Genomic DNA, 17,875 nt, shown 5'->3' on the forward strand with positions numbered 1-17,875 from the left:
ATTATGCATATATAGATAAGCATAATTAAGCCTTGAATATTATAATCAAAAAAATATTTAATTATATATTATTTTATCTTTTAGCCATTTCATATTGTTTAGGGAATGGAACATCAATACCTAAAGTTCTTGCAGCCTGTAATGCCCAGTAAGGATTTCTTAAAATCTCTCTTCCAATATATACAGCATCAGCAGCACCGTTTCTTACTATCATATTAGCCATTTTAGCATCAGTTAAAAGTCCTCCACCTATGCAAGGAACTTTCATATATTGTTTAATTTCTCTGCAGAAAGGTATTTGATAGCCTTCATAAGGTATGATTTTACCATCAGCAGTAACGGCTCCTGTACTAACATTGATAGAATCAAATAATCCTTGTTCTTCTAATGGTTTTAACATATCTACAAAATCTTTCACTGTGTTTCCGCCCTCTTTCCAGTCATAAGAAGATATTCTTATTTGTATAGGATAATCTTTGCCTACAGCTTCTTTTCCTTTTCTTAAAATCTCTTCCAAAATTTTAGCTCTGTTTTTTCCGTATTCATCAGTTCTTTTATTTGATAATGGTGATAAGAAAGTAGAAATCAAATAACCATGAGCAGCATGCACTTCAATCATATCAAAACCAGCTTTTTTGGCTCTTACAAATGCTTTAACAAATGCATCAACAACTTCATTAATATCATCTTGAGTCATCTCAACAGGAGTTCTGTATTTATCATTAAATGCTATAGCACTAGGAGCATATATTTTATCTATTTTTACAGATTCGCATTTTCTTCCAGCATGGTTAATCTGTATTGCCGCCAAAGCCCCATTGTCTTTAATAGCTTTAACAAGTTTGCTCAAACCATCAATATACTTATCGTCCCATATACCTAAATCATTATCAGTGATAGAACTTACATAAGGAAGTACTCCAGTAGCTTCAACAATAATAAGTCCTGTTCCGCCTATAGCTCTTGTAGCATAATGCTGAATATGCCAATCATTAACATATCCGTCTTCTGCACTGTACATACACATTGGAGGCATTACTACACGATTTTTTATTTCAAGATTACCTATTTTTAAAGGTGTAAAAAGATTGCTTTTTTCTGGTTTCATAAAATAACTCCTTTATAAAAAATTAATTATTAAACATTCTTTATATAGTACTATATAGTATATAACAATTTTTTTAATATTTCAATTTCACAATATAATTAATTTAAATATACCTGTTGTATAATTATATGTGAATATCAAAAAAATCAATATAAATAACACATATAATACATTTGTTTGTAAAAAATGCGTGAAAAACACATAAGAATTATTATTAAATTATCAAAAACATACTAATAAAAAAATACTATTCTTTCTTTTCAACCCATTTAATAGTATATCTGTCAAATGATTTACTTCTATCGGCAAGCCATATAGTATCTTTTTTCACTTTAGCTGTTACAGTAATATTCTGTCCTACATACTGGGCATATTCATCAAAAAATTTTTTATCAAAATAATAATCTCTCTCTTCTGTACTTATAACAATACTAGGAAATATTGAAGTTCCAACCATTCTAATAGTACCTGTGATATCTTCCTTTTTAGCAAAAAGTAAAAAGAAAAAAATACACATACCAATATAAGAATATTTTATCATATTTTTATAAATTGTTTTCATTAGTTCTCCATTTTTTGTAGATTAATATTTTTTATATTTCAGCATTTACAAAACAATTATGTATTTAAATATATAATAATCATATTTATTTTAACTAGTAATATCAGCAGGGGTTAATCCTTCGTTATTTTTTATATCAGTTTTTGCACCTCTTTGAACAAGCAAGTCAATAGTGGAAGAGTATCCCTTTTCACAGGCACAATGCAAAGGAGTGTTTCCCTCATTATCTTTGGCATTAATGCTTAAAAATGTATTAGATAAATAATATGATATGGCTTCATCATTTCCATATAAAGCAGCAAAATGCATAACCGTTCTTCCGCTTAAAGATTTTTCTCTTGTAAGAGAAGGATCTTTTTTTAATAAAAAATGTATCATATTAGCGTCAGAAAAGGCCGAAGCATAAAATAAACTGCAGTATCCGTTATAATCTTTTTTCTTTGTGTCAGCCCCATTTTCTATAAGAAGATTTACAGCATTAGTATTGCCTTTATATACAGCATACTGTAAAGGAGTGGTTCCATTAAATAATACTTCTCCGCTGAAATTTTTTCCTTTAATAGAATATATATTAGTATAATTATTAAGAGGCATTTCTATATCTATAATATTACTATAGCTTAAAAGAGCTTTCATAATTTCAAGTCTGTCATAATTAATAGCATAAAGTAATGGAGTAAAACCTTCCTCATTTCTTGAGTTTATATTAATACCATTTGAAACAGCTTTCAATACATCAGAAACATTGTTATTGTATATGGCTTCAAATAAAGGTTGGCTTGCATTATAATACTCTGAATAATCATCATCTGTATCAGGCTCTACATAATCATCAGAATTATCTTCAGTAATTCCTTCATCACTATACTCGTATATTAAGTCATCAGCAAAAGTATTAGCATTAACTGCCTTAACATTATCAAATGTGTTTTCATTATTAATGCTGTTAGTATATTCTATATCATCATAAGGTAAACTTTCCGAAGAATAATTAGTACTCATATTATTGCTTTGATTAATAGAATTAGTATATTCTATATAATTATTTGTATCATTTAAGTTTGTATTATTAGTATTTATCTTATTCAATTTATCATTTGTATAGATATTGGTAAATGAATTAGTATCATTACTTATAATGCTATCTATACTCTCAATACCATCTGCATATAATAAATCAGAAGCAGTTTTTCCATCATAATTTTTTATAGTATAATCAGCACCTTTTAATAGTAAAAATCTGTATGTATTGCTGTTATGATTTTTTACGGCAAAATGCAAAGGGGTATTACCATCAATATTCTGAGCATTTATATTAATAGGAGTTCTATTCATAATGGCTGTCAAAGTATTAGTATTTCCCAATGCTGCTGCATTATGCAAGGGAGTATCACCATATATATCAACAACTCTGTAAGAATTACTGCTGTAATTTAGAAGCGTATCAATAACTTCTGCACTTCCATAACTTGCTGCATACATTAAAGCATTATTTCCTAAACTGTCTTTTCTGTTTATGTCAGCACCAAGTTTTAAAAGAGTGTTTATTATATTAATATTTCCTTTGAATATAGCATACTGCAAAGGACTAGCATCTCCCAAATATACATTGCCTACAGCTTCTATTCCATTAGTACTTTCATCAAAATATACTTCGCCTTCTGGTATAAAACTAGTTTCTATATTGATAATATTAGTATTATACATTTTATATCTAAAAATCTGATTAACTATATCATCTTTGCCAAGATGTATAGCATAAGTAAGAGGAGTTTCATATTCTGTAATTACAGAGTTCATATTAAAATTAGAATACATCATTATATTTCTTAAAGCATTAGTGTCTGATGTTTCAATAATTCTTGCTATATACATATTCTCTTCATAAGTATTTGTAAGAGAATTATTATTTTCTTCATTGTTATCATCACCTAAATCAACAGCAGAACTTCCTCCAGATAAAATATATTCAGGCTTAACTCCGTAATTATCTCCTATATCTTTATTAGCACCAAGTTTAATAAGAAGATTGTAAGCCTCTTTTTTTCCATGATAAGCAGCATAATATAAAGCAGTACAGCCGTTTAAATCTCTATCATTAATATTCATATCAACATTTTTAATTAAAAAATTAATAGTCTCTAAATTGTTAAGAGATGCCGCATAATGAAGTCCGTTAATATTGCTATTAGGAGTTTTATCGTTTACTAAAGTTCTGTCTCTTACAAGAAGCATTCTTATGATATTTCCGTCCCCAAAACCGCATGCATATAAAAATACAGAAGTTCCTTCATTATCTCTAGCCTTAACATTAGCCCCCTTATCTATTAGCTGTTTAACTATTCTGGCATTTCCTTTAAATATAGCAAACATTAAAGGAGTAGCTCCTCCTATATTAAAACTGTCGCCTTCGTATCTATTTATATACGGATAATCTGCAAAATCGTCTGGAAGTTTATATTCAATATTAACTTCGCTGTACTCAAGCAATACTCTTACAGCTCTTTCATTACCGCATTCAATAGCATACAAAAGCGGAGTTAATCCTCTTTCATTTGCAGCATTTAAATCAATTTTATATCTCAAAATATTTTTTAATTGAGCTTCATATTTATTTTCTTTTACAGCCTTAAAAAACTCTTCTTCCTTTGAAGTAAGAGCAAAAATATTTATATAAAAAACAATTAAGAGTACAGAAGCATATAATACTTTTTTCATAATAAAAATTAAGTTCCTCCAATACGAATATTCAATCACAAGTAAACATAATTATATATCAATAAATTATTAATAACAATAAACAATTATCTTTTATTTCAAAACATCAGCAGGTTTTAATCCATCATTATTTGCTATATTTTTATCAGCACCTAATCTTAAAAGCAGATTATAAGCATCTTTTTTATTGTTTGCAGCAGCATAATAAAGAGCAGTCCAGCCATCATTATCCTGAGCATTAATATCTACTTTTAAATTTCTAACCAAATATTTTATATTGTCTATATTATCATAAACAACAGCCATATGAAGAGGAGTAACATTATCTTTTGTTTTGCTATTAACAAGATTTTTATTTTTAGATACAATACTTCTTAATATTGAACTGTTTCCAAAAGCAGCTGCATATAAAAAAGTACTCCAGCCCTCTTCATCAACAGCATTAACATCAGCACCTTTTCTTATAAGAGCATTTACTATTTTACTGCTCCCATTGCTTTTAAATATGGCATAAATAAGCGGAGTAGCTTTACCTATATACACAGCGTCATTTGAATTATCACCCAAATGAGTAAAATAACCTTCTGGAAGTTTAGATTCCAAATTAATATTTCTGTTGACAATAAGTGTATTGAGAGAGTCTATGCTGTTATTTTTTATAGCCAAATGCAAAGCACTTAAACCGTAACCATCTTTAGCATTAATATTAGCCCCCCTATTTATAAGAGATCTAATAGTTTTATAATCATCAACTTCTATAGCTTTAAATAATTCAATATCAATATCTCTAAGTTCATTATTTTCTTCTTCTATGGTTCTAGTTAAAACAGTTTCTGGAAGCACATTATTATTATCAGCAATAGTACTATCAGCCCCAAGCATTATAAGCAAATTATAAGCCTCTATACTTTTAGAATGAGCTGCATAATAAAGAGGAGTCCAGCCGTCAATATCTCTTGCATTAATATCTATATTAGAATTCGTACATAAATACATTATAGCTTCAAGGTTATTATAATCACTTGCTGCATGAAGAGGTGTTACATTAAACTCTGTTTTTGTGTCAAGCAAAGTGCTGTCTTTTTCTGCCAATAGTGACAATGTATACAAATCAGAAAAAGCAGCCGCATACATTATACTGTTCCAAGTTTTAAAATCTTTTACGGATAAATCTGCACCATTCTCTATTAAAAACTCTGTTATATATCTGTTATTTTTATATATAGAATATAGTAAAGGAGTAGCACCGCCTAAATTATCCTCATAATTATCTGGAAGTTTTGTATTAATATCGGCACTATTACTTATAATTGTTTTTATATATTCCAAATCATTATTATCAATTGCCTCATACACATCAGTATATTCTAGATTATTATTTATAACTTCATCATTATCTAATCTATTATAATAATAATCATTTTCTAAAACTTCATAATCTTCAATAATATTTTCAAGATTTTCAATATCCTGTGCATAAATAAATACACTAAAAACGAATAAAATAATCAAAATATTTTTCATAATAATAACTCTCATATATATACTGCATTATAAAACAATTATAAATAATATAAGTAATAAAGAAAAATACACTATTGAGTAGTAGCAGCACTCTCCTGCAAATCGGTAATTGTACTATTAAGATTATATTCTTTTCTAGGAAGTCCAACATTAGGAAAGTCAGTAAGAGTAAATTCTATCCAAAACTCTTTATCCCAATAAATCCCTTTTACAGAACCTGATGTAATGTCAGAAGGAAGTGTTGAAGGTCTTACCGCAAATGTAGCAAGAATCTGCCAGCCATCTAATTCATGCCAAACGCTTGCTTCTATTGACTTTAATTTAAATAAACTATCTGTACGTTTCTGAGAATCTGAAAAATTAAATGAATTAATAATATCCCAAAAAGGATTAACCCAAGTCTCATTTTCTTTTTCTGCATATGATTTTATATATCTGTATGCTTTTTCATTAGCACTTGTAGTAGCTATTCTAAATCTCCATTGATCCAAAACTTGAAGCTCTATACCAAAAGTAAATGCAGCTGTATTGTATCTGTAATTAATAAAATCATGAGTAAAAGAAAAACCAAAATACAAATTAAAATCATTAATTATACCATCAAAAAAAGGCTTTTTATTATTCTTTATTAATATCCAGTCAGTTATCTTTCCAAGAGGTATTGGAAAATGAAAATAAGAATTAATACGATTAACTGTTAAATTAGTACCTAATAAATTTCTTGATATATCATACGATATGTAAGACTGATTATATAAAAGCCTTGCAGAAGCTCCAACTTCAGTAGTAAGCATTTTATTGGTAGAAAATTCTACCTGATAAGTTCTAGTTTCAGAGTTGTATGTAGGTATAAAATCATAACCAGTTCTTATAGAAGTTTCCAAATTAAGATTTAAGTCTGGAATAAAGAATAAACTATATCCAGTACCACCCAGTGTAAACTTTGTAGTAAAGTTATGATTATTAAACTCCCCTACCTGAGAACCAATAGCATCAGTATCTATATATTTCTCTTTAAATCTATAATTTAATGTATAAGTAGTATCCCATCTTACTGTAGGCTCAAAATAATGCGTGAAATTATAAGGTAAAATAGTATAAGGCAAGAACATAGAAAAATTCATTCCAGTTCCCAATCCCAAATAAGTATTATCTTTATCATAAATCAAATCTTCTGCTGTAGGATCAATACTATTTTGATATGAATACTCCATATTAATATTAGGGACAAATCTAATAAAATCATTAGTAAAGTTTCTTGATATAGAACCGTATAAATTTAAATTATTTCTTTCAGCAAGTTTATCATTAAGCTGTTCGTCCAACATAGGATTATTATAAAAAGCAATACCTTCAGAAGTTTTGTAATTAATAGTATGATTATAACTGCCTCTCAAACTATAATTAAGGTTAAGACCTGGAAAATAATATGAAGTTTCATCTCCAAATACAGAACTATAACTAGCTTCTACAGATGGTAGAATAAGTTTATACGGTTTAGGCATATAGTAGTCAAAATTTGTATTAACGTCTACAGAAATATTCCTTACAGCCTGCAAATCCCATTCAGCACCAACTTTTAAATTAACGCCGTAAATATTATTATTAACATATACCGAGTTTTCTGTATAATATTCTGGATAGCTGTCACCTATATCCTGCAAATTGCCTGTAACGGATGTAAAGAATGTTAATATATCAAACTGACCTCTTTGATTATAAAAATCAGATTTAAAATACAAATCGCTATTTAAATTTAGTTTTCCTGTAATATAACTATTAATATTTTGACTGCTGTATAACTGAATGGTATGATCATATTGAAATTTGTATCTAGGTACAAATTTTCCGCCTTCACCTGAAGCAAAATAGTTAACATACCTAGTACCATAACCTATACTAGAAGTAATATAAGAATCAAGTAAATAATACTGCCTTCCTAAAGCAAACATAGCATCTAATGACAAATCCTGATACTGACTAGTATACCTTATTTCATCACCTATAAGAAAACCTAATTTTTGATATGCATCAAATCTTATTTTATGCTGCACTCCGTATAAATTAAATATCTTATAATTTTGAATATAAACACCTTCTCTCAACGATTCACCAAAAGAAGATATTATACCTGTACCCATATAGTTCTGAAGAAATAAAGGAAAATAAAATACTGGCTGACGGCCTACTCTATAAATGCTGTTAAATACCATCATCTTCTTATTGTCCCAGAGATAAACTCTGCTTGTTAAAAAGTCATGGGCTACTGGAGTAAGACGTGAAAAACTCACGCTGCTGTTTTCAGCAAAGAAATCCTGATCATTAAATTTTATTACACGTCCTTCAACGGTAAATCCCATAAACTTGGTACCGCCCCCAAACAAAACACCTTTTTTATTTTCTCTGTTAAGCATAAACCACTCGCCATTAAGAGTAGTTTCTCCAGACTCTACCTTTAAATTTCCAGCAGCAAATACCTCCCCTGTTTTTAAGCTATATACAACCCTGTCTGCTATCAATGTATTATTATACATTCTCATAGTAACATTACCATATAATGATATAAGCTCTTCTTCTGCCTCTTTTATTTCATAACGTTCAACAAAATCTGCCCCTATAAGTTCTACCTGAGCACCTCCTCTATTTATGGTATTTCTTGCTACTTCTTTTATCTGGTCTTTATCAGTTATAACCTCCTGCTTTATATTAACCTGTCTTTCTATAATCCTAGCTCTTAAAGTAGATTCTGTATCATAAGGATAGATTTCTATATTATTAACTCTGGCATATTCCTGAAGTACATAATATGGTGTAAAGTTTACTAAATTTATAAAGGATATAGGATTTTTTCTTGCATCAAATTTATTTATCTGCATTATTGCACTTTCACCTACATTATTAGCTGCAGCAGTATTATTTACATTATTATTAGCGTTTTGAGTATTCGTATCTTGTGCATACAAACATACATTAAATATAAATGTAAATAAAAGCAAAATTAAAATCCGCATTATATCCTCTAAAATACAGCTTTTGTTTAAGAAAATTTAATTTTAAAGAAATTGCGTTTTCCAACTTTTAAAATACCCTCTTTAGAAACTAAAGTATTTATATCATTAATTTTTTCATTATCCAAACTAACACTTCCCTGAGAAATAAGCCTTTTTAAATTTGATTTACTTTCTGAAGGCATACAAACAGATAATATATTTAAAATATTATCATCTTTATTAACTGACACTTCATCAATTTCATCAGGAAGCCCCTTTGAACTAAATATCCTTTTAAACTCATCTTCAGCATTATTTGCTTCTTCTTCTCCATGGTATATTTTAACAATTTCTTTTGCTAATATTCCTTTAATATTTCTAGGATTTTCTCCGCTTTCCATAGATTTAGTATAATTTTTTATATCTTCTATAGGTATATCAGTAAGAAGCTCCATATATTTAGAAATCAAATTATCTGGTATGCTCATAGCCTTTCCATACATATCTTTAGCACTGTCATATATACCAATATAATTACCAAGAGATTTACTCATCTTCTCTACACCGTCAAGTCCTTCTAATAAAGGAACTGTTATAACAGCCTGAGGAGACAATCCGTATTCCTTCATCAAAGTTCTTCCTACGAGCAGATTAAATTTCTGATCGTTACCTCCAAGTTCAACATCGCATTCTAAAGCAACAGAGTCATACCCTTGAGCTAAAGGATACAAAAACTCCATAATGCTTATAGGCTGACCATTTTTATATCTTTTAGAAAAATCATCTCTTTCTATCATCTGAGCCACTGTATATCTTGAAGTTAATCCTAATACATCAGCAAAACTCATTTTTTCAAGCCATTTAGAATTAAACTCTACTATAGTTTTTTCTGGATCTAAAATTTTAAAAACCTGCTGTTTATATGTTTCAGCATTTTTTAATACATCTTCTAAAGTAAGTCTAGGTCTGGTTTTAGTTTTTCCAGAAGGATCCCCTATTCTTCCAGTAAAATCTCCTATTAAAAACACTACTTTATGACCTAATAACTGGAAATGTCGCATCTTTCTTAAAAGTACAGTATGACCTAAATGTATATCTGGTGCTGTAGGGTCAAAACCCGCTTTTACTGTTAATTGTTTTCCGCTTTTTAATTTTTCTTTTATTTCTTCAAGTCCTATAACTTCGCTTATACCGCGTGTAATTAATTCTATAGATTCTTCTACAGTGTATTTTTCCATAATGATTAACCCTTTTATAAATAAAAAATATTATTATACAGATACTAATAATAATGTAAATTTTAATTAAAGTCAAATATGATTTTTTATTATGTTAATTTTATATCAATAAAATGATGACTATGCAATAATAAAGTTTAAGCGAATTGATATATCACTGTATCAATAACCATTATACATATTAATATCATAATTAAAAAATACAATAATTAGGAATTACAAATTAACATAACACAATTATGACATTTGATTTTTTTTATAATAGGTATATTATTAATAAAAATCAAAATTCTTTATAAAAGGCTTATATGAATATATTAGTTATCAACGGTCCTAATACAAATATGCTTGGTGCAGCACAAACCGAAATTTTTGGAAATACAACACTGGGCGATATTGAAAAAAAAATTAAAGAAGCAGCATTAGGCAGTGCTAAAGTATCATTCTTTCAGTCAAACCATGAAGGAGCTATAATAGACAGAATACACAGAGCTTATGATGAAAGTACAGACTACATCATCATAAATGCAGGAGCATATGCCAATATTTCTATAGCAATAAGAGATGCATTTCTTGCAACAAATATTCCATTTATAGAAGTGAGTATGAGAAATGTTTATGCGGCTGAAAGTTATAGGGCTAAAAGTTATTTATCTGATATAGCATTAGGTGTAATTACAGGTTTCGGAGATAATAGTTATATATTAGCTTTGGCTCATTTGCTCTCTATACAAAAAAGAAATGATTAATATAAACGGAGTTTGAAAATGTGTAAATTGACTTTAAATGAAAGCGGTGAAAACAAAAAATTTGATTATGATTCTAGGTTAAACAGATTATTAAAACTGACAAAAGAAAATTTGCTCATAACCAAAAATGAAAATATATTTTATCTAACAGGATTTAAAGGCACTGCAGGCTGGCTTCTTATCAGCAGCGGAAAAAAATATTTATTTGTAGATTCAAGATACTCTGAACATGCTACAAAAGTTACACATAAAACTACTGTTATACTTGTAGCTACTACATATGCTGATGCTTTGGCCGAGTTCTGCAAAGAAAACAACATAAAAGAAGTATATGCTGCTAAAAGCGGACTTTATCTTGCTGAATATGAAGCTATAGTTTCTGCAATGGTTAATAGTTCTATAAAAATAGGAATAAGCAAAATAGATGTTGATGTTATAAGACAGGTAAAGGAAAAAGCAGAAATTAAAATAATAAAAGATAATTTAAATAGAGCTGAAAAAGCCATGACTAAAATGCTTGCATTTGTAAAAGAAGGTGTTACAGAGAATGAACTTGCAGCCGAACTTGAATATCAAATGCGTAAGGAAGGAGGAGATAAAACAGCATTTGATACTATTTTGCTTTTTGGAGATAGAACTTCTCTTCCTCATGGTGTGCCTTCGGATAGAAAATTGAAATTAGGCGATAATATACTTATGGATTTTGGTTTGTCAAAAGACGGATACAAAAGCGATATCACTAGAACATTTTTCTTCGGCAAAGGAGAGCATTTTGAAGAGATGAGTAAAATATACAATATAGTAAGAACAGCTCATCTCAAAGCAATAGAAGCTGTACATTCTGGAGTATTAGGAAAAGAAGTAGATAATGCCGCAAGAGAAATTATAAAAAGTAATGGATACGGACAATATTTCGGACATGGACTTGGTCATAGTGTTGGTCTTGAAATACATGAATCTCCTAGACTTTCACCTCTAGTTGACCATATACTTGACGGAGGATCTATTGTTACAATTGAGCCAGGTATATATGTACCTAATTTGGGCGGAGTTAGAATAGAGAATATGGTAATAGTAACTAAAGAAGGGGGTGTTTCTATGAATAATACTCCTACAGACCTTATAGTATTATAATAAAATATTGACTTATTCTTTTTAAGATATATATTAAATAAAAATAGTTATAATATTTTAATTAGGAAAAATATATGGCAAGAAGAAAGAAAAAATCATCACCAATTATAATAATACTCATTATTATAATTGCATCTATCTACTACTATTATAATAATATATATATTAAAAAAGATACAGAAAAAACTCAAAAACAAACTGTAACAAGATATAATAGAGATGATTGGGGAGATTGGATTGATGAAGATAATGATGGACTTAATACCAGACATGAAGTACTTGCAAGAGAGTCGCTAATAAAACCAGTTATATCAAATAACAGAGTAATATCAGGAAAATGGTACGATAAGTTTACAGGCAAATATTTTACCAATGCAAGAGATTTGGATATAGATCATTTAGTGCCTTTAAAAAATGCTTATGAAAGCGGTGCAAGTAATTGGAGTAAAGAAAAGAAGAACGAATATTATAATTATATGAAAAATGAAAATCATTTAATAGCAGTATCAAAAGGAGCAAATCGTTCTAAAGGCGATAAATCTCCAGTTGAATGGCTGCCTCCTAATGAAGAATATCAATGCGAATATGTACGTGAATGGTATAAAATAAAAACTGATTGGGGGCTTACTATAGAAGAAGGTTTTGATGAAGTTTCAAACCGAGTATGCAGAGGAAAATGATTATTATTTATTTTTATTAGCCATATAAGCAAAGCTGTCAAAATATTTCATAATGCTTTCATCTGTATGAAATTCATTACTCCCAAGAAGATAATCACATATAACCTCTCTAAGTCTTGTAAACTCTTTAATACTATGCTTTTTATATTGTGCTTCTATAGTTAAATCAATTAATTCTAATGCTCTGTAAGCTGCATTTTTAGAATACTCTATATTATTTTTCTTTTTAAAACGTATTGCTCTGTATACTTCGCTTCCAATATTGCCCATCTGCTGTGCTAAAGTGAACGTTTTCCATCTGCCGTTAGCTAAATCTTTATGTACATATCCCATAACATCACCCTATCTTTTTACAATGTTATTAACAATATTTATTATATCATTTCTAATATTCTCATCTTCAACATATCTTGTTCTATTATTATCTATAGGGCGTATATTTATAAGAGAATCAAATTCTATAAAATCTTCATCCTCTAATTCTGGATATATATTAATTCCCCATAAATCCCTTTGAGAAGATCCATTTTCTATTAATAAAGCCTCTAAATCACTATGAAGCTCAGCGTCTAATGCCAAATATTTTTTTTCTATATCAACAACACCTTTAACCATTTCTGGAAAAAAATTCCCCAGCATACTTTTTATCTCTTCTAAATCAATACTATCTTTTATTATAATCATAAACTTATCTCTTAAAAATATATCTGTTAATATTTTCAACATGCTCTTCATAAGTAACAGAAAAAGCATGTTTACCAGTGCCATCAGCAACAAAGAAAATATAATCAGTATCGGCAGGATTTAAAGCAGCCTCTATAGCCTTAGCACCAGCAGAACATATAGGTCCAGGAGGAAGTCCAGTATTTTTATATGTGTTATAAGGATGTTCCATACGAAGGTCAGCATATTTAAGATTTGGTTTTTCTATATAATCACCTTTTACTAATGTCATAGCATATATCGTAGTAGGATCTGCTTCAAGTCTTTTATCAATATTTAATCTGTTATAGTATACTGAAGATATAAGTTTAGGATCATCTAAAGGCCCCATTTCCTTTTCTACTATAGAAGCCATAGTAAGTACTTCATGAACACTGCGTCCTATTTTTTTAGCTCTATCTTCTAAATCTGGAAACTGTTTAAATAAAGAATCTATCATATATGTAACCAATACTTTTGTAGGATTGCCTTTAACTATATAGTATGTGGAAGGAAATATATATCCCTCAACACTGTCGGAAGGAATATTGTATTTTTGTAGTATTTCTTTGTCATGGCATACTTCTAAAAATTCTTTTTTGGTGGTAAAGCCTTGAGCCTCAAGATAAGCACCTATCTCATAAATATTTTTTCCCTCAGCAATAGTAAGTCTTACCATAGCCTGCTTACCGCTGTTAAGATGCTTCATAATATCTATCATACTCATACTTCTATCTACCTGATAATATCCGCTTAAAAGTTTTCTGTCGTATTTTAGATATTTAGCAAAAGCAACAAATATTTTTGAATTTCTTATAAGTCCCTGAAGCTCTAATTTTTTAGCTATTGTAGAAGCACCTTCTCCCTGCTTTATTTCAAAATATACTTTATCACTATCACCGCCTACTGGACTAATCATGTATTGTATAAATGCCGCAGAAGAAGCCGATACTACGGCAGCTAATATTATTAATATAATAAGCAATTTTTTCATAATTATTCTCTATATAAATTATTATTTTTAGATTAAAACAGATGATTAATCTTTATGTAATAAGTTTTTAATATCATTTAATATTGGAATGTATATCATTTAACGATACTTCTTTCTCTTCGCCAGTGTCCATATTTTTTAATTTACACATTTCTCTTTTTAACTCATCTTCTCCAAGAACTAAAGCATATTTGGCATTTCTTTTATTTGCAGATTTAAACTGACTTTTTACAGACTTGCATGCAAAATCATAATCACAGCTTATATTATTAGCTCTTAATGTCTGCATAATTTTCAAAACATTATTTTCAGTCTCTTTAAAAGCAACAATAAAAACATCAAGTCTGTCTGTAATAATATTATCCTTACTTTCAAGCACAAGCAAAAGCCTCTCAATACCCATAGCACTTCCTACAGCAGGAACATCTTTACCATTATTGAAAAGACCAATCAAATTATCATATCTTCCGCCGCCAAGTATAGCACTTTGAGCTCCTAATGCATTAGTCTGCACTTCAAAAGCAGTTTTTGTATAATAATCAAGCCCGCGTACAAGCATATGATCAACTGTAAAGTTCTGACCTATTCTTGTAAGCTCATCACATAATTTATCAAAATGCTCTTTACACTCATCGCATACATAATCATAAAATTTTGGTATGTCTTTTATAGTTTCTTTGCATTTCTCATTTTTGCAGTCTAATATTCTTAAAATATTTCCCTCATATCTTTTTTGACAAGTTTCGCAAAGATCATCTTTTCTGCTTCCTATAGCTTCTTTAAGAGCATTATTATAAGCTCCTTTACATTTAGAACAGCCTACTGTATTTATTAAAAGATTTACATTATCAATTCCAAATTCTTTTAATACATTTATGTTAAGAAGAATTATTTCAGCATCTATTAAAGGAGAAGTTCCTCCTATACATTCTACACCGAATTGATTGAACTCTCTGTATCTTCCTTTCTGAGGACGTTCAGCTCTGTACATAGTGCCTAAATAGAATAATTTATTTATAGCAAACTCATTTTGCATAGAGTTTTCTACATATGCTCTTGCCACAGATGCTGTGCCTTCAGGTCTTAAAGTAAGAGAACGTCCTCCCCTATCTTCAAAAGTAAACATCTCCTTTCCTACAATATCAGTACCTTCTCCTATTCCTCTTGTAAAAAGGTCTGTATATTCAAATAAAGGAGTTCTTATTCTGCCGTATCCATAAAGTTTTACTATCTCTTTTATCTTATTTTCTATAAACTCCAATCTTTTGGAAGAATCATAGAAAAAGTCATTAGTTCCTCTTGGTTTTTTTATATCTAACATCTCAACTTATCCTAGTATTAATTTATTGTTTAATTTAAAATCTCTTGTGTTTTACTGCTTCCAGCTTTGGAAATATTTTTTGGAGGTTCATATAAAGGTTTTGAACTTTTTACTGCTCTTATACCTGTTATTTTATTTTCATAAGAAGGCATAACTGATAAATCTTTAAACATAGTAGAAGAATAATCAAGTATTTGAGTATCTTTAGGTTTTGAAGCAAGTATATTTATAAAATTATTTCTCTGAGTCTCATCAGCAACACCTATTCTAGCTCTCCAATAAAGAACTGTAGGGTAATATCTATGATCTTCAGTAAGAGAAGAACCTACTTCAGCAAACATTTTATCAGCTTCATATAAATCATTATAGGCAAATAAATTAACAGCACCCAAATAAAGTCTTGTTCTCATCAAAAGATTAGAATTATCTTTTTTATTGTACGCAAATGTTAAATCGGATTTTGCCTGAGCTGCAAACTCGGAAGATCTTCTGCCCTCATTTAAAAATCTTGAGTAATAAGCAACGCCTCTATAGTAAGTGTATTCTTCTACAGATATTCCCATATATTCATTATAAGGGTTGGTGTTAAACCAATCTGTTGCAACTTTTGCAGGTCTTGATAATACTTCTCTTATTATATTTCTAGTATTTTCTGCATTGCCGTCATATTTATTAACAGGTGTATTTTCTTTTCCTACAGTTAAAGAAACATCTTCTGTATTTTCTTCTTCCAATGTTTCGCTAACTTCATTACTATTTGTTAAAGTTTCTTCAGCATCCTCTTTATTTTCTTCTGAAATATTAGTATTTTCATTAGTATAATGATCTTCTATTATTATAGAAAATAAATTATATTTGTCTTTTTCTACTTTTACACTATTAGTATATAATTTATCTCCAAAAGATATATAAGCATCGTATGTACCTTCTGAAACTTCTATAATAAAATTAGTAGAAATATCTGTATTAAATGAATAGTCTTCTATATCAACACCTATATTCCCATTATTAGGATTTTTATCTATTAAAATAGTTAATGGATATAATATTTTTTCTGCATCTTCACTAGGTATAACCTCTGGATCTTCTATTACTATTTCATCAAGTATTTCTTCTTCTATAGCTGGTATTCTTCTATTTGAAGCATTTTCAGGTGTTTTTTCTTTTTTAGCTATATCCTGAAGTTCATCTAACTCTTTCTTTTCTTCAGGTGCTACCCTATTTTCTACTAAATCTTCTTCATTTTTTTCTTCTATTTCTTTTTCTATATCTTCAATTTCCTTAGTAGGAGCATATCTTTCAAAAACAGCAAACTTCTCTGATGTAAATGTAGATAATCCTTCTTCTTCTGGAAGTATAGGAATAGAGTTTTTAATAAGAGTATACACATCCATATTTGAAGTAGTCCACTCATAAACTCTTTGCGTCATATTTTCAGGAGATTTTAAATTCTTCATCATTTCTGTAATACTTTTATTATCGCCTGTAAAATAATCGTATATTGTGTTTTCTGGATTTCTTGAGAGTATATCTAATGTTTCATAATAGCTGCTGTATACCATAGGAGTTATATAGCTTAAATACATACTCCAATATATAGCTGTAGCATAATTAGGATTTGAAGTTTTACAGTTATCAGCATAATATTTGAATATTCTTGCTGGAAGTTCTTTATCTCCCGGTAAAATAGTAAGTATGCCTCCTATATACAAAAATGCTCTGTCATTATAAGAGTATACTGGATCATTAGGAAGTTCTAAAGCCTGTCTGAAATCACTTGCTGCCCTATTAACTTCTGTTCTAGCTGCCTTAAACTTTACAAATGATAAATATCTGCTTACTCCTCTATAAAAATCAAAAACATATCTATTAACTCCATATTCATAAGAATAACCATTTTTCTTAAACCATTCTATAGATCTTTTAGGAGCTTTATCCTGCAAATCCTCTATATATTCTGGAAATGTTATATTATTTTGGGCGAATAAAGGCAAAGAAAAAAGTAATGCCAATGCAGTATAAATGATTTTTTTCATTGTTATCTCCAAATATTTTTATACTATTCGTTAAAATATCGACATCTGTTAAAAAACTTAATCATATTTTACTATAAAAAAATATAATATCAAGTATAATGCACTTTGATTTTTGACTA

14 protein-coding genes are annotated in these 17,875 nt (G+C 29.0%); 3 read left to right on the forward strand and 11 right to left on the reverse strand.

Annotation, left to right across the window (positions count from 1 at the left end; genetic code table 11):
* Positions 1–73 precede the first annotated feature (73 nt).
* From F811_RS0108560 to tyrS, 6 genes are all read right to left on the reverse strand, one after another.
* Entirely contained in the window at positions 74–1,108 is a 1,035-nt protein-coding gene (locus F811_RS0108560; protein ID WP_020004836.1) for an NADH:flavin oxidoreductase/NADH oxidase, read from the reverse strand.
* A 247-nt stretch (positions 1,109–1,355) separates the two neighbouring features.
* Entirely contained in the window at positions 1,356–1,670 is a 315-nt protein-coding gene (locus F811_RS0108565) for a hypothetical protein (RefSeq protein ID WP_020004837.1), read from the reverse strand.
* Between the two features lie 90 nt (positions 1,671–1,760).
* Entirely contained in the window at positions 1,761–4,388 is a 2,628-nt protein-coding gene (locus F811_RS0108570; protein ID WP_020004838.1) for an ankyrin repeat domain-containing protein, read from the reverse strand.
* Between the two features lie 93 nt (positions 4,389–4,481).
* The gene (locus tag F811_RS0108575) at positions 4,482–5,912 is read right to left on the reverse strand and encodes an ankyrin repeat domain-containing protein (RefSeq protein WP_020004839.1); all 1,431 of its coding nucleotides are present in this window, start codon (positions 5,910–5,912) and stop codon (positions 4,482–4,484) included.
* A gap of 71 nt (positions 5,913–5,983) precedes the next feature.
* On the reverse strand, positions 5,984–8,923 hold the full coding sequence (locus tag F811_RS0108580) for an LPS-assembly protein LptD (RefSeq protein WP_033425247.1): 2,940 nt from the start codon (positions 8,921–8,923) through the stop codon (positions 5,984–5,986).
* 26 nt (positions 8,924–8,949) lie between these two features.
* On the reverse strand, positions 8,950–10,140 hold the full coding sequence (tyrS, locus tag F811_RS0108585; RefSeq protein WP_020004841.1) for a tyrosine--tRNA ligase: 1,191 nt from the start codon (positions 10,138–10,140) through the stop codon (positions 8,950–8,952).
* Between the two features lie 308 nt (positions 10,141–10,448).
* On the opposite strand from tyrS, the gene F811_RS0108590 reads away from it, so the two are divergent.
* The 3 genes from F811_RS0108590 (at position 10,449) to F811_RS0108600 (ending at position 12,703) form a co-directional block, all read left to right on the forward strand.
* Positions 10,449–10,889, forward strand: a complete 441-nt coding sequence (locus F811_RS0108590) for a type II 3-dehydroquinate dehydratase (protein ID WP_020004842.1) — start codon at positions 10,449–10,451, stop codon at positions 10,887–10,889.
* An 18-nt stretch (positions 10,890–10,907) separates the two neighbouring features.
* Positions 10,908–12,023 carry a M24 family metallopeptidase gene (locus F811_RS0108595; protein ID WP_020004843.1) on the forward strand — a complete coding sequence of 372 codons (1,116 nt, stop codon included), beginning with the start codon at positions 10,908–10,910 and terminating at the stop codon, positions 12,021–12,023.
* Positions 12,024–12,097: 74 nt separating this feature from the next.
* A complete protein-coding gene (locus F811_RS0108600; RefSeq protein ID WP_020004844.1) occupies positions 12,098–12,703 on the forward strand; it encodes an HNH endonuclease family protein in 606 nt (201 codons plus the stop codon).
* A gap of 3 nt (positions 12,704–12,706) precedes the next feature.
* On the opposite strand, the gene F811_RS0108605 is transcribed toward F811_RS0108600, so the two are convergent.
* The 5 genes from F811_RS0108605 to F811_RS0108625 form a co-directional block, all read right to left on the reverse strand.
* The gene (locus F811_RS0108605) at positions 12,707–13,036 is read right to left on the reverse strand and encodes a hypothetical protein (protein WP_020004845.1); all 330 of its coding nucleotides are present in this window, start codon (positions 13,034–13,036) and stop codon (positions 12,707–12,709) included.
* A 9-nt stretch (positions 13,037–13,045) separates the two neighbouring features.
* Complete coding sequence (locus F811_RS0108610; RefSeq protein WP_026364393.1) at positions 13,046–13,387, reverse strand: DUF5674 family protein; 342 nt, start codon at positions 13,385–13,387, stop codon at positions 13,046–13,048.
* A gap of 4 nt (positions 13,388–13,391) precedes the next feature.
* Positions 13,392–14,399, reverse strand: a complete 1,008-nt coding sequence (gene mltG, locus F811_RS0108615; protein WP_020004847.1) for an endolytic transglycosylase MltG — start codon at positions 14,397–14,399, stop codon at positions 13,392–13,394.
* 73 nt (positions 14,400–14,472) lie between these two features.
* The gene (gene hisS, locus F811_RS0108620) at positions 14,473–15,720 is read right to left on the reverse strand and encodes a histidine--tRNA ligase (RefSeq protein WP_020004848.1); all 1,248 of its coding nucleotides are present in this window, start codon (positions 15,718–15,720) and stop codon (positions 14,473–14,475) included.
* Positions 15,721–15,749: 29 nt separating this feature from the next.
* Positions 15,750–17,756: a hypothetical protein gene (locus F811_RS0108625; protein WP_020004849.1), complete on the reverse strand. Its 2,007-nt coding sequence runs from the start codon at positions 17,754–17,756 to the stop codon at positions 15,750–15,752.
* Between the last annotated feature and the right edge of the window lie 119 nt (positions 17,757–17,875).

The sequence above is a fragment of the Brachyspira innocens ATCC 29796 genome, assembly GCF_000384655.1.
Classification (GTDB): domain Bacteria; phylum Spirochaetota; class Brachyspiria; order Brachyspirales; family Brachyspiraceae; genus Brachyspira; species Brachyspira innocens.